Consider the following 19,394-nt stretch of genomic DNA (forward strand, 5'->3'; position numbering starts at 1 on the left):
AATGGCAAGGATGACCAGTATGCTCCAAATCCCTTTTTTCTTCACCGATATGACTCCTCTCAATTCCTCAATTGATATTGATTATCATTAGCGATTATATAGGAGAGAGTCTTGGCGTGACCATGGATATTTTCCTGTTTTGCTATGGACAATTTCCTGTTAGCAGCTCTGCGCATTCGTCCAGAATGCGGCTGATGGCGACGGGAGAATATTCCCTCCAGGGCTCGGACGAAATGAGACGAAGCCGATTATCCCTGACGAACGGCAGCGACATCCATTCCGTCGATTCCTTGAGCGCAGACCAGCTTGCGAGCGTCTCCGATTCCTGGCATACGAGGAGCAGCACGAGGTCGGCATCCAGCTCGGCCAACTGCCGGGCGGTAACCGGCATGTTGAACTCCTGTCCCGCCTCCCCCGCCGCCAGCTCTAATCCGAGCTCAACATGGAGCGTATCGTGAAGACCTGAGCTAACGAATAAGCTGAGCTTGCCTTTCAGCAGCTTTAATGCCGCCACTTTCTTGCCTCTGCCCCCGGCTGCGGAATCGGACTGAACCTGCTGCCTGACAAGGGCCGCCTTCTCCTCGAAACGCCGCAGCCACAGCTGCTGCTCCGCCTGCTCGCCGAGAGCTTCCGCCAACGCCGCAAGATTCGTTTTCCAGTCGCGTTCGTCTCCCGGGAGCTCTATAAGCGGCGCGATGGCCGACAACCTTGCTCTCTCCTTCTCCTCCAGCCCGCCGCTCGTCACGATAAGCTCCGGTTTGGCTTGCTCCAGCAGCGCCATATTTTGTTCCTTATAATGGTTCTGCCGGTAAGCGTTCATATGGACCGGAATGTCCGCGCCATAGCGGTCCCCGTAATATTTGCACCATTTCGGATGCAGGGGCGCCGCGTAAGGAATGATGCCGAGCGGCAGCATATAGCCGATCAGCGCGGTTGAACCGTAGGCGGCTACCCTCCTGCCGCGTTTCTTCATATAAGCAGTCGGCGGCATGCCGACAACCTGCTTGAATTTGCGGCTGAAATAGAACTCGTCCGCATATCCGACCTCGTGCGCAATATCGCGAAGCAGACGGTCCGACCGGAGCATCAGCTTCTTGGCCTGATTCATGCGAATTTGCGTCAGCTCGTCGAGCGCGCTGATGCCGTACGTTTTTTTGAACACGTCTACAAAATATTTCGGACTAAATCCCGCGACGGACGCCAGCCGCTCGATCGAGAGCTCTTCCTTGTAATGCTCGCGCATATAGTGCCTCGCGCGATCCAGATCGTGCTTCGCTCCATCCCTCGCCGGCTTCTTGCCTTCATTCAGCAGCTGGTACAGGAGCTCGCCCATGTCGAGCTGCGCCCGCCAGCTTCGCATCCGATCGCCGCTGGCGAGATGCTCGTGCATCTTTCGGCAGAAGGACGCCAGATGTCCCGGCGGGTTCAGCCGTAAGCCGTCGAGCTCACTATATAGGCGTCGAATCGCTTCGAGGTCGGCGGGATCTCGGTTATCGGACCGCAGCTGAAACCGCAGGATGACGACGGACAAATCGCTTCCCGCGCCGGCCGCAAGCCCGAACGTGCTTTCCGGCGGACAGGCATAAATATGATCGCGTTCCAGCCGGACGCCGCCGCTCTCCCTGATCAGCTCCCCGCCGCCTCCGATAAGCGCGATGAACACGCCGGGTATCGTCAAATGCTGCTCCACGAGCTCTCCCGATGAGCCGGTATGGAGCTCGGCCGACAGCAGCCTTATCGACATGCGGCTGATATCGAGGCCCGGTTCTGATGTATAAGAGATTTTCATATTGGCCACCTCTTTATATTCGATAATGATTCTCATTGTCATAGACGAGTATATCAAACAAACCGCCGCGTGAGAACCTCCAGCGGGGAAGCAAAACCCAAGCACGAAAAAACGGAAGCATACGGCATGCCTCCGTTTTTCCCATTGCCTTATTACTCCTCGAACGACAGATTTTCCGGTTCATCCCTCAGCTCGCCGCCGATCTGCATGTTCGTGCTAGGCGTTCGCTTATCGACCGTTTCGAACGTGAAACCGTCCATCCATACCTTCCCCTGTCCCGTAAGCAGCACGCCGAACGAAATCGATTCGCTCGCAGCCGGCACGTCGAGCACGATGGAATATAAATTCCACGGCAGCGTGCCTTGTATCGGGCGATCGCTCATGTTGTCGAACTGGAGCGTGTCCCCCGCAGCATTGTCGACCCGCATCCATAATCCGGCGAAATGGCCGACCTTCTCCGCTTGGATGAAGGCGGACAGCTTGATGCGCTCGCCCTTGTACTTATCGGCCTTAAACTGCTGCATCATGGTCGCGAACTGGGTCTCCGACGTCGCGGACACCGATCGCAAATAGCCGGACACCTTCCCCATATGCACCGTCTCCCGGTCAATGCCCATCTCGTAATGCGACGGATCGCTTCCGCTTAGAATCCAGCCCTTCACTTTGCCTTGCTCGCTCATATTCTCCATCTCCTCACGTCTGCCTTTTGTCTGCTGCACGCTCCCCATCAGCTTCCGGTAACGTCCGGGGGGCATGCCGTATTCCTTTTTGAAAGCGCGGGTGAACGCCTCCTGAGACTCGAACCGGCATCGGAACGCGATCTGGATGATGTCCTCGGATGTGTACAACAGCAGCGCGGATGCGCCGGCCAGCCTGCGCGAGCGGATATAATCCGTCACGCTCATGCCGACTTGCTGTAGGAAAATCCGGTGGAAGTGGTACATCGAGAAGCCCGCGGCGGCGGCCGCATCCTCGAGCTTCAGCTCCTCCTCCAAATGCGCTTCGATATAGCCCAGAGCCTGGTAAATCATTGGATGGTATCTCACGTGATCACCTCTTGTACAGAGAATAACATAGGCACGGACAGTCGTTTTTGATCAGGATTGCGAAAAAAACAAAGCCCCGGGCGGCAAGCCCAGGGCGTAACCAATCATTCGTATACGATCCCGGCGTGGTTCTTGACGACGTCTCTTACAAGCGAGAACATCTCCCCGACCTTAAGCTGGCTAGGGTCGCCAATCATTGCGAGCGTATCGGCTTCAAGCAAGCCGCTCGTCTTAAGCGTCTCGAGAGCGTTCTCGCGCGATGCTTCCAGCTCGGCCGTCAGGCTGATCGTGTAAGCCAGCTGCTCCAGCGTGAGCGGCTGCTTGCCCGCATCCGCCATGCCGTCGATGGCCAGATACGGATTCCCGGCAAAATGATCGGCATGGACAATCTTCACCGTCGCCATAATGTTCGCGAATTGGCCGGCCGTCGCCTGGTTGTCGAGCCCGAACGCCTCGTTGAACTCGCCGCCGAATGCAAGCGACATGCTCACCGCCGCGATCAGCCCCTTGTAATGCGGGTGCTTCGCATACTCCGGCAGCGGGAACTTGGCGCGCTCCAAATCCATTCCCTGCCTTGTCAGCCGCTTACGCAGCTCCGCAATCGATTCCTTCGAACCCGACAGCTCGCGGAAGGTCATGCTCTTCTCCTGCGCAAGCTTCGCCGCGGCCCCGGCCGCTTCGCCCGTCGCCATACCGAGCGGAATGACGCGCGCGCTGCCGTGCGGGATGGAATCGAAGCTGGCTGCTCGGCCCACGACAAGCAGGTTGTCGACCGCGAGCGGCACCAGCGTACGGAACGGCACGCCGTATTGCTCCGGCGCCATGACGATTGCGCCTCTATCTTGGTGATTCATCCGCTGTATGTCCACGGCGTACGAGCCGTAAGCGATCGCGTCCCAGAAATCCCGGTTATCAAGGACGTCTCCAGCAGTGAGCCGGTACTCGCCTTGGATATGGCGGGTTTCCCGAACGTACAGCTCCTCCGCTACCCCTGCGTATTCCACGTTCGCAAGCTCCTTGTACGTCTTGCGCAAGTAGTCGACGATAAGCGGCGCTTCCTTGGTCCCGATCTCGATCGCTTCCTTCACCGAGTCCGGATTCAGCGGATCGATGCCGAAAATATGCATTGCGTTGATCAGCACCGTATCGTCGTTCTGCCTGCCGACGTTAAGCGCGCGGATGCCGACCTTCTCCGGATTCGACGACTCGTATTCCCTTGCCTTCATGAAGCCCCAAGCGCTCATCTTGTCGATGCCCGTTCCGTCGCCGATCCCGGCAAAGGAATCCCATACCTCCTGCGTCACGCCGCTCATCTTGAACACAAGCGTCACGGCCATCCGGTCCTCCGGCCGGCCGAGATCCTCACGTCCCAGCGTATACGGCACTCCGGCCATTGCCGCGATATCCGCGTCCTGCGTCGCGTCGATGACAGCGTCTGCGCTAATCTCCAGCGTGCGGCCCGACTGGTCGACGATGCGCAGTCCCTCGATGACGGCCGCCGTCCCGCCCTGCGCCACGATCGGCTCCATGGACTGTACCTGCATCAGCACGTCAATGTTCGGCTCTGCTTTCACCATGCGGTAGAACTCGTTAGCCGCCGTGTTCACGTCGAACGACGTCCCTTCTATCCGATCGAACCATTCCTGGTAGATGCCTTTGTTCAATTGATTGATCTTGCCGAGCCTCGGCTGCTCGGGCGACTTGTTCATATCGAGAGAATTCAGCCAGCCGATCGTCATGAGCCCGCCTAATATCTCCCTCCCGCGTCCATCAACGAGCAGCACGGACAACCCGTTCCTCGCCGCCGATACCGCCGCCGCGACGCCTTCGGGATCCGTGCCCGCGACGATGACGTCGTAGGCGGTCTTCGGCTCCGCTACCGATTCCACTCGCAGCAGAGCTTGATGCTTATGCTTATTATCCGTGCTGTTGCGCTCCAAGTAGACGTAACCCATTATGCCGCCGGTGACAAGCGCGAGCAGCAGCAGAGTTATCGCGAGCGCCTTCCATCTTTCTTTTGCCATCATTCGAATGAAGCCCCCCAAGCTTGACTAAACGTTCTCTATGAACCAATATTAGATTAGGATGAATCTGGAAAACTAGGAAACTATGAATCGTTGAACGGAGGTACGCATGAACAACCCGTTAACCGCCGGCGCCAATGGAAGCCGAATATCGGAGATCGACCTTGTGCGCGCATTCGCCATGATCGGGGTGCTTGCGGTGCACGCCACCTCGTTCGCTACCCTGGAGATGCTGGACGATCCTGCGAGCTATCCCGTCTACAACTTCCTCAATATCTTCATGAAGTTCGGGACGCCTGTGTTCCTATTTCTTAGCAGCTTCGTCTTGTTCATGAGCTACTACGCCAAACCTCTGTCAGCCGGCACTTTCGTTTCCTTCTACAGAAAAAGGCTCATTCATATTATTATACCATATCTCGTATTCTCTACCATCTATTACATCGCCGTGGCCGTAACGAGAACCGAAGCGGAGCGGCCGGCCAGTTTAGTCGTCGACTTCGTTAATAAGCTGGCGAACGGCACCGCTTATTCCCACCTCTATTTCGTCTTCGTCAGCGCGCAGTTTTATGTACTGTTTCCACTGGCATTATGGCTGCTGAAGAAGCTGCCGCGGCTCATCCCGTTCTGCATTCCGATCGGATTCGCCGTGCAGTGGGGCTTCTACGCGCTTGGGCAGCGTCTGGACATCGAGCACGCCTCCAGCTGGGCCTTCACTTATTTCAGCTTTTATATGCTGGGCGTGTATATGGGCATTCGTTTTCCGGCTTGGAGAGATCGGCTCCGTTCCCCCGGTAAGGGGCCGCTCACGGCCTATCGAGTTCTGTCCGTCCTGATATGGACCGGCTGGCTGGCCGGCGGTATCTTGCACAGCCGCATTTGGTACGACTTGCGTACCGGACTCGAGACGCTGCCGCTCTACGTGTATAGCCTTTATTGGAACATTTACGCGTTTGTCTCCGCTCTGGTCTTCCTCCAGGCAGCGTTCCATCTGGGGCGAAGGTTCGGCGACGCGTTCCTGATCCGCAAGCTGAAAGCCTTCGGCGCGATGTCGCTCGGCATCTACCTGCTGCATCCCTTGCTGCTGGCGGTTTACCGGGAGCTGAAGCCTGGTGCGGCTTCCATGCCGATGCTCCATCTCTGGTACGCGGGCGGTTTTCTCCTGGCGCTGCTGGGATCGGCCCTCATCGTCTGGCTCTCGCACCGCTATCTGCCATTCGCGTGGCTCTTGTTCGGCAAAAACGAAATCGGCGGCCATAACCGCCGAATCGGCTCGCCCGGATCGGGCGCGCGGCTTGACCGCGTTTAAGCAGAAACGGCCTTCGCGCATCGATGCGCGAAGGCCGTTTCGTTGTTTCTTCGTGTTAGGGCTAGTACCCGACTTCAACGGACGCGATAACGACATAAGCGAGATCGTTGCGATCCTCTTTGTCCGCCAGCACGATACCGCTTGTCGTCAGCATCCCGCCGTCCACAACCTCGAACGTCACTTGTCCGTAAGGCAGCTCCGAACGCACCTTCTCCAAATCCAGCCGCTCCTTGTCAGCGGGAACCGCAAGCCTCACATTCACTTTCATGTTGTTCAGATCGCCGCCTGGAAGCACGGAACGAATACCCGGCATGGAGTTGTGGTGAATGGCGTTCTGCACCGCTCGAACGGCTGCCTTCGTCACGTTCTGGCCGTGCAGATCGATGCCCATTCCAATTTCGACAAACATCATTTGATCCATGTGATTTTTCTCCTCTCGGGCGCATACAACTGCGATTTATCTACCGGCATTTTAACATATCCCCGCTTTCACGACGAATGGCATGTTCAAGCTTCCCCATTTTTTAGTTGACAAATATTAGATTCCTTGTTAATTTAAATGTATCGGTTAGATACATCAAATTGATATATGGAGGTATCGCTTCCCATGATTGATTACATATGCCTGGGCATGCTCATGCAGGGCAAGATGAGCGGTTACGACATTAAGAAGACGGTCGAACAATCGGTTGGCCTCTTCTTCACGATCAGCTACGGCAGCCTTTACCCGGCTCTTAAGCGCCTTGTCGAAGGCGGCATGCTCACCGAAGAAGAAACGAATAACAGCAAGAACAAGAAACTGTACCAGCTCACCGAGACGGGGCGCGGCAGCTTCCTGCAATGGCTGGGGGAACCCCTACAGTCGAACCGAAGGGAATATTTGCTCAAAATCTTTTTCTACGATTGTTTGGACCCTGCTATTCGGAAAAATAATTTGGAAAACTTTCTTTTCGAGCTCAACCGGAACATCGCCCAAATCGGCGCCGTTCAGCAAATCGTCTCGGGCCAGCTGGCTCAGCTGGAGAACAAAGACGATTACTACTACCGGGTATCCGTTATGCATTACGGGCTTCGGTTCTATCAAATGGAAAAAGCGTGGCTCGAACAAATCATCGAAAAGAGGGATTACGAATGAAACCATTGCCGCTTGAACCCCAGCTTGTCAGAAGACCCTATCTCATGCTTGTATGGATCGAACTTGCTTTGCTCGTTTTCGTGGCCGGAGGCAGCGCCTATGTCTCGATCGCCGAACTGACGCATCCGGCCGCTCCTTTCTTCGGCTTCATTCCGCTTGCGCTGATTCTTCTCCTCGCCCTGACGATCAAGAAAGGCTGGCGGACGTTTTATTTTGACGGCATCTCCCGCATTCGGGGAAAACAATGGCTGGATTACGCACCGCTTCTGCTCATCCTAATCGTACTGCTGGTCGCGAACCGAGGATTTGCGGACGCCCCTGCCACGACTTTCGTTTATTTGTTCCTATCGCAGATTCTATTGGTGGCATTCGTAGAAGAGACGTTATTCCGCGGCATCCTGATTCGCCTCTTCGCTCACAAAGGCGCCCGTTATGCCGTGCTAATCTCCAGCTTTTTCTTCGGAGTTACTCATGCACTGCAAGCGCTCGGCGGACAATCGCTCGAAGACACCATACTGCAAATCGTATATGCTTTCGCGGTGGGGCTCGTTCTGGCGCTGCTCGTCATCAAACACCGCTCCATCGTGCTAACGATCGTATTCCATGGTCTCCATAATTTCATAATCATGACCGGACACGATCCCGGCACGCACCTCTATGATTACCTCATCCTTGCCTTATTGGCCGTTCATTTCATATGGCTGGCTCTAACGTTCAAGAATCGCCATCCCTTTACCAAAGACGCTATTGTGCCTCACGTAACGTGAGGATGTATGATGAAAGAACAACACCACTACATAATGGAGGAGAACTGAGCTATGTCAAAGGAAGTTCATTACTCCGTTGGAGAGTTCGCCAGGCTGACCGGCATCTCGGTTCGGACGCTTCATTATTATGACGAGATCGGCCTGCTGAAGGCGCGCAAAAACGACCGCACAGGCCATCGGCAATACCATTCGGGCGATATCGTCAGGCTGCAGAAAATCGTCACGTTAAAATTTTTGGGCTACAGCCTGGAGCAGATTCTACCTCTCGTTCAGCAGGAAACGTTCGATTCCGATCTTCTAGACACGCTGCTCGCGCAAAAGCGTGAGCTTGAGGAGCAGCGTTCGCGTATCGATATCGCATTGAAGGCGATAAACCGGGCAACGGCCGTCCTGCAGGACGCCAAGGAAGTCGACAGCCACGTGTTAATCGGCATCATTCACAGCATTCAGACCGAGAAGGAGCAGCGCGAATGGCTGGAGCGGTACGTCCCCTCCGAAGCGGTCAGCGGACTGTACGACCGGTCGGAAGAGGAGCTTGAGGAGCTGGATAGGCGTTACGTCGAGCTGGTGCAGGAAGTGAAGAGACTGGTCGGCACGCCGGTCGAGGATCCCGCCGTCCAGCAGCTGGTCGACGAGCAGCTGAAAATAAACATCGGATTCGTGGGAGAAGACTCCTACGAAGCCTTGTCCGGACTTGCCGACCTGGACGAAGAGAAGCTGAAGGAGCTGGAGGCCCTAATCCCTACCCCGTTCACGCCGGAGGAAGAGCGCTGGCTGCAGCAAGCGATGGAGCATTATATGAAACAGAACGGGCTGTCTTAGCCCGTTCTTTTTATTTGGGAAGACGACGCAACCTTATGCCCGCATTTACGTCTAGTCATTCAAACATCTCTTAAACGTTGTAAGGAGTGGAGATTTTTGAGAAACACACGACTGTTATTCCGTTCACAAGTGACTTCGCGTCTAGCCAAGCTGCTGCTGGCCTCCTCGCTGGCGTTCGGCGCCGCGGCCGTCTTCGTCCCGCTACCGGGGTATGCGGCCGAGACCAGCGCCGCCGCCAAGCTGAATACCAACGATCAAGCGATGGACCGGGCCATCGCGTTGAAGCTGATGCCGGCGGACGCGACCGTCACGAATATCGTCAAACGATCCGATCAGTGGGAAATTGTATTCAAAACCGATGAGAAGGACAAGGAAGGCAAGGACCGCCGCTTCGGGGAAGTCGTGCTTGGCGCCTCGAACGGCGAAGTCATCCGGTTTCACGACCGCTTGAACCTTGACGAATATACGGCCTACAATCCGGAGAATCCGAATCCGTTCGACGAAAGCAAGCAAAAAGTCGACTTCCAAGAAGCCGTACGAATCGCGGACGAATTCGTGGAGGAGCAAACCTGGCAGCTGGACGATTCCTGGATGCATGATTTCTACGACCGCTCGGACTATTCGACGCGCGCTGATGAGCCGACCGTCCACTGGATTCGCTACCATCGCTCCCATGAAGGCATTAGGTACGAGGCCAACCATATGTATGTGCTGGTAGACCGCATAACGGGAGAAGTGCGTTCTTATGAGGTATTCTGGCACAGTCAGAGCTTCGAATCGAGCAAGGGGCTGCCTAGCCTGCAAACCGCGGCCAAAGCGGTCATGAGCAGCGTCGAACCGTTCCTGGGATGGCAGGATGAATACAATGGACAGAAGCAGCTTGTATATCGGACGCATCCTTTCTACGTGATGGACTTGTCCGGCAAGCTTCCCGCTTCCGAAAATTTAGAGACCCCCGTCTTCTCGGAGAAAATAAAACCGCAGTATCCTTCGCGTCTCGCGAAGCTTCGGCTGTTGTCCCTCTATGAGCTGGAGCCCGTATACAAGTATGGCTCCGGAGACGCCAAGCTGTATTACCAGTTGTCGATTAAGCCGGGCGTTCCGAGAGATTATCCCGGCACCCACCCTTCCATCCATGCGAATACCGGGCAGTGGCTGAATCTGTCCGGCGAGCCCGTCACGGAGCCGTTCCCTCCCGTCGCCGACTGGCTGATCGATCAGGCCGCGCCATCCGGCAAAGTCGGTTATTCCGCGGCGATCGTTTGGAACTACGATCTTCTGCAGCTGCAGAACGAGCCGATGATTCGAAACGGATACACGCTGGTTCCGTTCCGCGAGCTGCTGACGAAGCTCGGCGCCGCCATTACGTGGGATCCGGCAAATCGGAAGATCGGGACAAGCAAAGACGGAGTATCGATCGAGCTTACGGCCGACTCGAACACGGTATATGTAAACGGCAAAGCGCAAAAGCTCGAAGCGCCTGCCCGAATCAGCGGCGGCCGCACCTACATCCCGGCCCGGCTCGTGTTAGAGACGTTCGGCGCCAAGGTTAGCTGGGACGCGGCATCCCGGCTCGTCGTCGTCGCGACGGATGACGGTACTTCCGTCCTGACAGCGGAGCAGCTGGAGCAGCTTCGCTTCCAGGCGCAGCTGAACTGGGAAGCGAAGAATACGAAGTAGCGCCGGCGGGCCAATTCCTTTATTGAAGGGAAAAAGGCGGTGCAAGATGCGCCGCCTTTTGGTCTGCGTACTTCGACGTTATCGCTCCCTCGCACGTTACTGCTCCATAAACGGGAACAGCAGCTTCTGCTTGTCGTTGTCGTACATGTTCGCCTTCGTGATGACCACCTCGCCCGTGTCGATCAGCGGCTTCACCTTCCGCCCGTCCAGCGCTTCGATAGCCGTCTTCACCGACAAATACCCCATGTTGAACGGCTTCTGCACAATCGTCGCTTGGATGATGCCCTTCTCGAGATACGCCACTTCCTCCATCGAGCTGTCGAAGCCGATCAGCTTGACGCGCGAAGCCGCGCCGCTATCTTCGATCGCTCTCGCGGCGCCGATCGCCGTCGGCTCGTTCAGCGCGACTATACCCGATAGATCGGGATGCTCCTCCAGCAGCGCAGCGGCTTGCTCATAAGCCATCTCCTCCGACGCGTTGCTGAACACCGTGTCCAGAATGAGGATGCCAGGCTCCTGCCCCAACTGCTCGCGGACGCCTCTCTCCCGCTCCATCGCGGTAGCCGACCCTTTCACGAAATTCATGATCGCGACGACCTGCTCCCCTTTGTCCCGCGGCTCCAAATAAACAAGAAGCTGCTCGGCAGCCCTGCTTCCCGCGGCCACGTTGTCCGTTGCGATGAAGCTCCTGGATACGCCGCCTCGGAGGCCGGAGTCCACCGTGATCAGCGTGATGCCCGCGTCTGCAATGCGCTGCGCCACGGGGACAAGCGCGTCGTAATCCGTCGCGGCGAGCACGATGGCATCCGGCTTCTCGGCGATCGCCCGCTCCAGCAGCGCGACCTGGCCGGCCACGTCCGACTCCTCCCGCATGCCGGTTATTCGAATGTCCGCTCCGAACTCTTCGGATGCCGTCATCACGCCCTGCCGCATCATCTCCCAGAATTCGATCTCGAAATCCGTAGTTTTCGGCACGAACAGGATAACCGGCAGCTCGGGCTGCAGCCGGCGGGCAATCTCCTGCGACGACAAGCCGATGACGACGGCCGCGGCCAATACGCATAGGCTCAATATGAACCATTTCCGCATCATTATCCCTCCCCCTCTCTGTCCGGAGAGCTTCCGACCGATTCGCGAAGCAGCGGCAGCCTCAGCGTTACCGTCGTCCCCTCATCCCGTTCGCTCTCGAAATGAAGGCCATAGGGTTCGCCGTAATTCAGCCGAATCCGGTGATCAACGTTGTCGAGCCCAAGACCGCCGGAGCCGCTCGGTCCGGACCCGCCGCCATCAGAGCCGGACGTACCCGAATAAAGTCTTCCTCTGGCTAGCCGTTCCTTGACCTTCTCCGCATCTGCGCCCACCCCGTCATCCTCGACCTGCAAGCATAGGCCATCCTGACAAGCCGTTCCCCTTATGACGATCCGGCCTTGGTCGGCTTTGTTTTTGATGCCGTGGTAGATGGCGTTCTCGACAAGCGGCTGGAGCAGCACCTTCAGCACGTATTGATCCAGCAGCTCCTCCTCCACCTCGATGGAATACGCGAATTTGCCCCGGTAACGCATGGATTGGATGACCAAATAATGCTCGGCATGCGCAAGCTCCTGCCGCAGCGGCACCAGCTCCTCCCCTTTGCTGATCGAGGAACGAAGCAGCTTGGACAGCGCCGAAGTCATGCGGATCACGTCGTCCCGTTTGTCCATCTCCGCCATCCATATGATCGAATCGAGCGTGTTGTACAGAAAATGGGGATGAATCTGCGCCTGAAGCGCCTTAAGCTCGCTGATCCGCTTGTCCTCCTGCTCCCACATGACCTGCTCCATTAAATCCTTGATTTTGCCCGTCATGAGATTAAACGTCCGGGCCAGCTTGCCGATTTCGTTCGGACTTTCGATCTCCGCGCGGACGGCAAAGTCTCCTCTCTCGACCTTCTTCATCTGGACGTCGAGCTTCTTGACCGGCTTCGTCAGCGTGTGAGACAGCCATAAGGACAGCGCAAGACCGAACACGAGACAGATCAAGCCCCACCGCAGAGCGGAGAGCGCGATTTCCTTCTTGTCGCCGACCAGCTCCTCGGGATAATTGACGCCGATGACCTTCCAGCCGAATTCGGAGGTTCGCACCGTATACAGCTTGGCCGCGCCGTCGCTGACCGCTTCGAAGCTTCCGTCTTCCGCCTGCAAAATGTCATCGAAGCGCTCCGACTTCAGTCCCGAATAGATGAGCTGCTGCTGCGGATGGTAGATGGGATCGCCGGTCGGGTCCAGCAGGAACACGTAGCCGCGGTTGCCCATATGGATTTGTTTGCACAGGTCGTTAATCACGTTGTAGTTCAGATCGACTAGGAGCACGCCGCCGCTGCCGTCTATCCCCCGCTCCGCTTCCCTGCTGATGGAGACGACCCAACGGTACTCATCCTCGAACAAATGCTGGATGCGGGATGAGGAAATGACGGATTCCCCGCCCGCCTCCTTCGCCGCCTTGTACCAATCCTGATTCATCAGCTCATGATAGGGCTTAAGAGCGCTTTCTTCCCGATTCGAAACAAGCGAGCCGTTCGACCCGATGAAGAGGATCGACGCGATGTCCTCCCTGGACCTCACGATCGAGCCGAAAAAAGCGCTCACCTCCGCCGTCAGGGCAAGTCCCTCCGGCGAATCCGCGTCATGGAGGCGCATCAGCGTTCTCAGCTTCTCGTCCGCGAGAGCCAGCTCCGCGATACTCTCCATGTTGCCGACGTACGTCTCGACGTTCGCGTTCACCTGCTCCACCAGCTGCCCGGTATGCTCGTAGGAATTTCGTTTGACCGCCTCCGAGGAGAGCAGGAACGAATTGAAGCTCATCGCGAGAACCGCGCAGATAATAAGAGAAGAGAAGGCGATCGCGATGCTCGTATGGATGCTTTTGAACTTCGGCAGGCCGTTCATCTTCATGCAGGCGCGCTTCCCTTCCCGGCCGAACGGAACTCCTTGGGCGACATGCCGAAGTGCCGCTTGAAGATCACGCTGAAATATTGCGGATCCTGATAGCCGACGCGCTCCGAGATTTCATAAGTCTTGAGACTCGTCGCGAGCAGCAGCTCCCTCGCCTTCGCCAAGCGGTGCTTCGTCAAATATTCGACGAAGGTCAATCCTGTCTGCTGCTTGAACAAGCTGCTGAAATAGCTGAGGCTTAAATACACATGCTGGCACACCTCGCCGAGAGTCAGCTCCGCCCGCGAATAATGCTCGTGGATGTAGGCAATCGCCTCCATCATCTGCGTGTGGCTCGCGTCCGATCTTCGTCTGGCCAAATCGCGAATCACTTGCCCGCACAGCTCCTCCAGCCAGCTTCGCGCTTCCTCGATTGTCTTCAGCGCGTTCAGCTTGGCGAAGAAGATGCCGCCCAGTCCGTCTCCTTGATCCAACCCGGACTGCGTCCCCGCCTGGATGACCGTCGCCAGCGTCCGGTGCATATAGCCGACCACCCCATTCATCCTCATCGCCGACGCCCTTAATCTGGCGACCCAATCCTCGACCGCTTGAAGCGCCCTTGCCGTGTTCCCCGTCTTCACGGCGGCCGACAGCTCGCGTTCGAATTCGTTGTATTCCGCTTCCCCGACGGGCTCTCCGAACTCGACGTCCTGAATCGAGAGGATACGTCCGTCCCCGGTCAAATAACGGTACTCCAGCGCCGAAGACGCTTCTTGGTACGAGTACCGAAGCTGATGCAAGGAAGGGTACACCCGGCCTAGACCGATGCTGACCGATAGCTTCAAATATTTGGCGAGGGCTCCCGATACGAAGCCCGCTACCTTCTGCATATGCGCGCCAAGCATACCGCCCTCCCCTCCGAGCAAAATCGCGATCCGGTCATCGCGCGTCTGAAACGCGACGCCGCCATACTCCTGCTCCGCGATTTCCTGCGCGATGTTCGCCGCGGCGAACCGGAGCAGGTCCTTATCGGGATGCGAACCGCCGGCATCGCCCTGCTCGGTCTCCAGCTCGAGCAGCAGCGCCGCGTAAGAGGGACCGGAGAGCCCCAGCCGGAAGGAGTCGAGCTTCCGGCGAATCGCCTCGTCCGTCATCGGATGAAGGACGAGCCGATTCAGGAACCGTTCCCGCAAGAGCGGGTAGCTCTCCTGCCATTGCGCGCGAAGCGCGGTTAAGTCCGCCAATCGGGCGGCTTCCTCGTCGAGCTCGGCCTTCAGCTTCAGCAGAAATTCAGTCAGCTCCTGCAGATTGATCGGCTTCAGCAAATAATCGTTCACCTTCAGCTTAATGGCCTGCTTGGCGTAATCGAATTGCTCGAAGCCCGTCAGAATGACGATTTTCAGCTCGCGGTATTGCTCCGTCAGCCGCTCGGCCAGCTCGAGGCCGTCCATGTAGGGCATACAAATATCCGTCAGGACGACGTCCGGCTGCAGCTTCTCCGCCGCCTCGAGCGCGTCCCTGCCGTTCGCGCAGCCGCCGACCAGCTCGAATCCGCACGCGGCCCAATCGGTTTTGAAAGCAATCGCCTCTCTCACTTTGTCTTCATCGTCGACGATCAACATCTTGTACACGGACGTCACCCCTATGCGAATTTCTCTTGTCCCTATTTCGCCCGAATGCGCAGGTATCCCTGCATGGCTCCAGCGCCTGCCGTTTGAAATAACGGACATTTAGGCATTAATTTTTGCATTCTTAACTGACGAACAAGAATAACGGCGATAGTACCTTTATTTCGCGGGGAGCAGCCTCCAAATAGGCACATCTCAAAAATTAACGGTACTATTTCCGCTATTTCCCTCCAATAACCCCCTAGCTCTAAAAATAACTCCCTTTTTGCACACTAATGCAGCCGATAACCTCACGAGCCAGAGGCAGGGCCGGGGCATGGGTCAGGGCATGGGTCAGGGCCAGCGAGCCATTTGATGCCGGCAGCGGCAGCAACCGCAAAAGACAGGCCGGCTGTGCCGGCCTGTCTCTCCCCTTTATTCGTAAAGCAGCGCCTTAATTTCCTCGGAATCCATGTTCGTCTTGTCGTACCAGTGGAAGCCGGTGTCGATCATCGGCTCGACCGACTCGCCCTTCGCGGCCATGACGGCGGCCTTCACCGACCAGTAGCCGATGCCGATCGGGTCCTGCGTGATCGCTCCCGCCATGACGCCGTTCTTGATCGCGTCCATCTGCAGCTTGCCGGAATCATAGCCGATAACGGTGATCTGCCCGGTCTTGCCCATCTCGGTCACCGCGTTCACGACGCCGATCGCCGAGCCTTCGTTGGCTCCGAAAAATCCCTTCAGATTCGGATGTGCCTGCATGATCGCTTTCGCGAGATCCGTCGACTTCAGCTGGTCGCCGCCGCCGTATTGCACGTCCACGATTTTGATATCCGGGTACTTCTCCTTGATCCGGTCGACGAACCCTTTCTCCCGGTCGATACCCGTACGGCTGGTCTGGTCGTGCACGATCAAGGCCACTTCGCCGGAGCCGCCGATCAGCTCCGCCATCTTGTCGGCCGCAAGCCCTGCCGCCGCGATGTTGTCGGTCGCGGCCGTCGTATCCGGAATGTCGCTGTCAACGCCGGAGTCGAAGCCGACAACCGGAATGCTGGACGCTTTGGCCTTCTCCAGCAGCGGGATGGACGCTTTGCTGTCGAGCGCGGCGAAGGCGATAGCCGTCGGCTTCTTATCGAGGGCCGCCTGCAGCATCTCGATTTGCTTGTCGACCTGCGATTCCGTCTCCGGTCCTTCGAACGTAATCTCGACGTCAAGTTCGGCGGCCGCCTTCTCCGCGCCTTGCTTGACCGCCTGCCAGAACTGATGCTGGAACCCTTTGGAGATGACCGGAATGTACATCTTGTCGCTGCCGCCGGCTTCGCCCGACGCCGGTTTGTTCGCGCCTTCGCCGCCTCCTTCATTCGAGCCGCAAGCTCCGAGCACTAACGATACCGACAGGACAAGCGCCGCCAAAACACCCATTCTTCTTCTCATCGATAAACTCCCCTTCGTTTTCAGATATACAAGCCTCTCGCTTACTTTCTGCGCCGCCGCAAAATATCCGCGTATACGGCCAAGATGACGACCAAACCGACCAGAACGATCTGCCACTCCTGCGGAACGGACAAGATTCGCAGCCCGTTGGTCAGCACGCTCATGATGAGCGCGCCGATGACGGTGCCCAGGATGGAGCCCCTGCCCCCGCTGAGCGAGGTGCCGCCGATGACGACGGCGGCGATTGCCTCCAGCTCATAGCCTGCGCCTAGCGCCGGCTGCGCCGAATTGAGCCGCGACGCCATCAGGATACCGGCGATGCCGGCGAACGCTCCCGTGATCACGTAGATCACGATTTTCCAATACGCCGTGTTGACGCCGGACAGTCTAGTCGCTTCTTCGTTGCTGCCGATCGCGAAGTTGTACCGCCCGACGATCGTCTTCGACAGGATGACGCTGGCGATGACAGCCAGCCCGAAGAAGATGTACACCGCGAGCGGAATGCCGAGCAGCTTCGCCATCGCGACCTGCGTGAACCCTTTGGCATGATCGTCGGTGAAATAAATCGGCTTCGTGCCCGATACGATGAGCGACAAGCCTTTGGTCACCATCATCATCCCGAGCGTGGCGATGAACGGCGGGATGTTCATCTTGGCGACGAGCCAGCCGCTGATGAACCCGCACAGCGCGCCCGTCAGAATGCCGCCGACAATGCCGAATGGGATCGGCAGCCCCCAGAACGTAATGACCACGCCCGTCATAACGGAAGCGAACGTCATCACCGTTCCGACCGACAGGTCGATGCCGCCGGTAATAATGACGAACGTCGAGCCCAGCGCCAGTACCCCGATGACCGCGGTCGATAATAGAATGCCGATGATGTTATCGAATCGGAAGAAATTCTCCGACGATACCGTAAAAAACACGATTAACAAGATCAAGCTTGCGAACGCCAGCACCTTCTGCATGGCGCCCGGCTTGATCATGACGGGCTTGGCCGCCGTCGCCGTCTCTGTCAGCTTCATCCCGCTGCCTCCTCTCTCATCGTCGCAAGCTTCATGATGCCTTCTTGCGTCGCCTCTTCGCCGCTCAGCTCGCCCGTAATCCGCCCCTCGCACATCACGATGACGCGATGGCTCATCCGCAGGATTTCCGGCAGCTCCGAGGAAATCATCATAATCGTCTTCCCCTGCTGGGCAAGCTCGTCGAGCAGCTTATAAATTTCCGCCTTCGCCCCGACGTCGATGCCGCGCGTCGGCTCGTCGATGATCAGGATGTCGCAGTCGCGGGTCAGCCATTTGCCGATGATGATCTTCTGCTGATTGCCTCCGGACAAATATTTGACCAGCTGATCGATGCTTGGCGTCTTGATGCGAAGCCCCTCCACATGCTTGCGCGCGTTCTGCTCCATGCGGGTCTGACGCATCCAGCCGAGCCGGCTGCGGAAGCCGTCATAGGAGGCGATCGACAGGTTCGTCTTCACGTCCATCTCGACGAGCAGTCCGAATTGCTTGCGGTCCTCGGACAGATAGCCGATGCCGTGGCGGACGGCGTCGTCGGGTCCTTTGATGCGGGCAGGCTCGCCATGGATCAGAATATCCCCCGAGTCGATCGGGTCCGCCCCGAATACGGCCCTCGCCGTCTCCGTCCTTCCCGCTCCCATCAGCCCGGCGAAGCCGACGATCTCGCCGCGGTTCAAGTGAAAGGAGACATCTCGCAGCGCCCCCTTGCGGTTCAGTCCCCGGACCTCGAGCACCGTCTCTTGGTTCGTTCTGGCCGCGGGCTTCGGCTTCGACTCCGCATACAGTTGCCTGCCGACCATCATGGCGATGATGTCGTCAACCGCCGTTCCTTCCGTCGGCACGGTGTTGACGTAGCAGCCGTCCCGCATGACCGTAATGCGGTCGGTAATCCGTTTCAACTCGTCCATCCGGTGAGAAATGTAGACGATGCCCACGCCTCTGCTCTTCAGCTCGCCGATGACCCGGAACAGCTCCTCGATCTCCGATGCCGTCAGAGCGGCGGTCGGTTCGTCCATAATGAGCACCTCGGATTCGAATGACAGCGCCTTGGCGATCTCCACCATCTGCTGCTTGGCCACGGTTAAATCCGAGACCTTCTCCTCCGGATCCAGCCTCAGGTTCAGCTGCCGGAGCAGCGCTTCCGTCTTGGCGTTGATCGCCCGGTCGTCGAGAAGAAGCGGCAGCTTCCTCCTCGGCTCGCGCCCGATAAAAATGTTCTGCGCGATCGTCAGATCCGGCATGAGATGAAGCTCCTGATGAATGATGCCGATGCCGAGACCCTGAGCCGCTCTCGTATCCGGAATGTCGGCTTCGCTGCCTTTGTACAAGATGCGCCCGCCGTCCTTGGCGTACACGCCGGTCAATATTTTCATCATCGTCGATTTCCCGGCGCCGTTCTCCCCCACCAGCGCATGAACCTCCCCCCGCCTCAGCTCGAAGCGGCAGCGGTCCAGAGCGAGCACGCCCGGAAATTGCTTCACGATGTCTTCCATGACAACCAACGGTTCCATCCTTCATGCCTCCTTCTTGCCTCCGTGTGCCTATTGTATGACGGAAAAGAAAGCGTTCACATGGAGAAATCTCCTGCAAAAAGTCGAGAATTTTACGGTGTTGGCTTCGTTCAATCGGCAAATAAAAAACTGTCTGTTCAAGATCCTATTCGATCTTAAACAGACAGCAAACTGCCCCCTGCGTTTCTATCCATTTTGAAGGCAGCCGATCCTGAACTGCACCCCATTTGTTAGACACGACTAACAAAGGAGGTGCAGTTTTTTTGCCCAAATTCAGTTTAGATGAGAAATTGGAGGCCATTTATAGGTATCAGAATGGTGCCGAAGGAGTCAAAAGCA

At 57.3% G+C, this 19,394-nt stretch carries 15 protein-coding genes; 5 read left to right on the plus strand and 10 right to left on the minus strand.

What is annotated here, in order from left to right:
* Nucleotides 1-142: 142 nt before the first annotated feature.
* From NQZ67_RS28860 to NQZ67_RS28870, 3 genes are all read right to left on the minus strand, one after another.
* Nucleotides 143-1,789 carry an AraC family transcriptional regulator gene (locus tag NQZ67_RS28860; protein WP_257452783.1) on the minus strand — a complete coding sequence of 549 codons (1,647 nt, stop codon included), beginning with the start codon at nucleotides 1,787-1,789 and terminating at the stop codon, nucleotides 143-145.
* Nucleotides 1,790-1,941: 152 nt separating this feature from the next.
* Nucleotides 1,942-2,835, minus strand: coding sequence for a helix-turn-helix domain-containing protein (locus tag NQZ67_RS28865; RefSeq protein ID WP_371825372.1), 894 nt, complete (start codon nucleotides 2,833-2,835; stop codon nucleotides 1,942-1,944).
* Nucleotides 2,836-2,939: 104 nt separating this feature from the next.
* A complete protein-coding gene (locus tag NQZ67_RS28870; protein WP_257452793.1) occupies nucleotides 2,940-4,862 on the minus strand; it encodes an FAD-dependent oxidoreductase in 1,923 nt (640 codons plus the stop codon).
* A gap of 106 nt (nucleotides 4,863-4,968) precedes the next feature.
* On the opposite strand from NQZ67_RS28870, the gene NQZ67_RS28875 reads away from it, so the two are divergent.
* On the plus strand, nucleotides 4,969-6,165 hold the full coding sequence (locus NQZ67_RS28875) for an acyltransferase (protein WP_257452795.1): 1,197 nt from the start codon (nucleotides 4,969-4,971) through the stop codon (nucleotides 6,163-6,165).
* A 61-nt stretch (nucleotides 6,166-6,226) separates the two neighbouring features.
* Here NQZ67_RS28875 and NQZ67_RS28880 read toward each other — a convergent pair whose 3' ends face one another.
* Nucleotides 6,227-6,586: a Lin0512 family protein gene (locus NQZ67_RS28880; protein WP_257452796.1), complete on the minus strand. Its 360-nt coding sequence runs from the start codon at nucleotides 6,584-6,586 to the stop codon at nucleotides 6,227-6,229.
* Between the two features lie 186 nt (nucleotides 6,587-6,772).
* On the opposite strand from NQZ67_RS28880, the gene NQZ67_RS28885 reads away from it, so the two are divergent.
* The 4 genes from NQZ67_RS28885 to NQZ67_RS28900 all read left to right on the plus strand — a co-directional run bounded on the left by NQZ67_RS28885 (nucleotide 6,773) and on the right by NQZ67_RS28900 (nucleotide 10,569).
* The gene (locus NQZ67_RS28885) at nucleotides 6,773-7,300 is read left to right on the plus strand and encodes a PadR family transcriptional regulator (protein ID WP_257452798.1); all 528 of its coding nucleotides are present in this window, start codon (nucleotides 6,773-6,775) and stop codon (nucleotides 7,298-7,300) included.
* Entirely contained in the window at nucleotides 7,297-8,067 is a 771-nt protein-coding gene (locus NQZ67_RS28890; RefSeq protein WP_257452800.1) for a CPBP family intramembrane glutamic endopeptidase, read from the plus strand. Before NQZ67_RS28885 ends, NQZ67_RS28890 begins: the two co-directional genes overlap by 4 nt.
* A 51-nt stretch (nucleotides 8,068-8,118) precedes the next feature.
* A complete protein-coding gene (locus tag NQZ67_RS28895; protein ID WP_257452801.1) occupies nucleotides 8,119-8,889 on the plus strand; it encodes a MerR family transcriptional regulator in 771 nt (256 codons plus the stop codon).
* Between the two features lie 96 nt (nucleotides 8,890-8,985).
* Nucleotides 8,986-10,569: a copper amine oxidase N-terminal domain-containing protein gene (locus NQZ67_RS28900; protein WP_257452803.1), complete on the plus strand. Its 1,584-nt coding sequence runs from the start codon at nucleotides 8,986-8,988 to the stop codon at nucleotides 10,567-10,569.
* Nucleotides 10,570-10,665: 96 nt separating this feature from the next.
* On the opposite strand, the gene NQZ67_RS28905 is transcribed toward NQZ67_RS28900, so the two are convergent.
* The 6 genes from NQZ67_RS28905 to NQZ67_RS28930 all read right to left on the minus strand — a co-directional run bounded on the left by NQZ67_RS28905 (nucleotide 10,666) and on the right by NQZ67_RS28930 (nucleotide 19,055).
* Nucleotides 10,666-11,661, minus strand: a complete 996-nt coding sequence (locus NQZ67_RS28905) for a substrate-binding domain-containing protein (protein WP_257452805.1) — start codon at nucleotides 11,659-11,661, stop codon at nucleotides 10,666-10,668.
* Complete coding sequence (locus tag NQZ67_RS28910) at nucleotides 11,661-13,499, minus strand: cache domain-containing sensor histidine kinase (protein WP_257452807.1); 1,839 nt, start codon at nucleotides 13,497-13,499, stop codon at nucleotides 11,661-11,663. Before NQZ67_RS28910 ends, NQZ67_RS28905 begins: the two co-directional genes overlap by 1 nt.
* The gene (locus NQZ67_RS28915) at nucleotides 13,496-15,100 is read right to left on the minus strand and encodes a response regulator (protein WP_257452838.1); all 1,605 of its coding nucleotides are present in this window, start codon (nucleotides 15,098-15,100) and stop codon (nucleotides 13,496-13,498) included. The genes NQZ67_RS28910 and NQZ67_RS28915 overlap by 4 nt, the downstream gene beginning before the upstream one ends.
* 420 nt (nucleotides 15,101-15,520) lie before the next feature.
* Nucleotides 15,521-16,522 (minus strand): ABC transporter substrate-binding protein, encoded by a 1,002-nt coding sequence (locus NQZ67_RS28920; RefSeq protein ID WP_257452810.1) that lies wholly within the window; start codon nucleotides 16,520-16,522, stop codon nucleotides 15,521-15,523.
* Nucleotides 16,523-16,563: 41 nt separating this feature from the next.
* The gene (locus NQZ67_RS28925; RefSeq protein ID WP_257452812.1) at nucleotides 16,564-17,547 is read right to left on the minus strand and encodes an ABC transporter permease; all 984 of its coding nucleotides are present in this window, start codon (nucleotides 17,545-17,547) and stop codon (nucleotides 16,564-16,566) included.
* A complete protein-coding gene (locus NQZ67_RS28930) occupies nucleotides 17,544-19,055 on the minus strand; it encodes a sugar ABC transporter ATP-binding protein (protein ID WP_257452814.1) in 1,512 nt (503 codons plus the stop codon). The genes NQZ67_RS28925 and NQZ67_RS28930 overlap by 4 nt, the downstream gene beginning before the upstream one ends.
* Nucleotides 19,056-19,394: the final 339 nt, after the last annotated feature.

The organism is Paenibacillus soyae (assembly GCF_024623455.1).
Classification (GTDB): domain Bacteria; phylum Bacillota; class Bacilli; order Paenibacillales; family Paenibacillaceae; genus Pristimantibacillus; species Pristimantibacillus soyae.

Bases quoted from the DNA above. Each gene is read 5' to 3' on its own strand.
- NQZ67_RS28860 (WP_257452783.1), bottom strand. From the start codon at position 1,789: ATGAAAATCTCTTATACATCAGAACCGGGCCTCGATATCAGCCGCATG.
- NQZ67_RS28870 (WP_257452793.1), bottom strand. From the start codon at position 4,862: ATGATGGCAAAAGAAAGATGGAAGGCGCTCGCGATAACTCTGCTGCTG.
- NQZ67_RS28875 (WP_257452795.1), top strand. From the start codon at position 4,969: ATGAACAACCCGTTAACCGCCGGCGCCAATGGAAGCCGAATATCGGAG.
- NQZ67_RS28880 (WP_257452796.1), bottom strand. From the start codon at position 6,586: ATGGATCAAATGATGTTTGTCGAAATTGGAATGGGCATCGATCTGCAC.
- NQZ67_RS28885 (WP_257452798.1), top strand. From the start codon at position 6,773: ATGATTGATTACATATGCCTGGGCATGCTCATGCAGGGCAAGATGAGC.
- NQZ67_RS28890 (WP_257452800.1), top strand. From the start codon at position 7,297: ATGAAACCATTGCCGCTTGAACCCCAGCTTGTCAGAAGACCCTATCTC.
- NQZ67_RS28895 (WP_257452801.1), top strand. From the start codon at position 8,119: ATGTCAAAGGAAGTTCATTACTCCGTTGGAGAGTTCGCCAGGCTGACC.
- NQZ67_RS28905 (WP_257452805.1), bottom strand. From the start codon at position 11,661: ATGATGCGGAAATGGTTCATATTGAGCCTATGCGTATTGGCCGCGGCC.
- NQZ67_RS28910 (WP_257452807.1), bottom strand. From the start codon at position 13,499: ATGAAGATGAACGGCCTGCCGAAGTTCAAAAGCATCCATACGAGCATC.
- NQZ67_RS28915 (WP_257452838.1), bottom strand. From the start codon at position 15,100: ATGTTGATCGTCGACGATGAAGACAAAGTGAGAGAGGCGATTGCTTTC.
- NQZ67_RS28920 (WP_257452810.1), bottom strand. From the start codon at position 16,522: ATGAGAAGAAGAATGGGTGTTTTGGCGGCGCTTGTCCTGTCGGTATCG.
- NQZ67_RS28925 (WP_257452812.1), bottom strand. From the start codon at position 17,547: ATGAAGCTGACAGAGACGGCGACGGCGGCCAAGCCCGTCATGATCAAG.
- NQZ67_RS28930 (WP_257452814.1), bottom strand. From the start codon at position 19,055: ATGGAACCGTTGGTTGTCATGGAAGACATCGTGAAGCAATTTCCGGGC.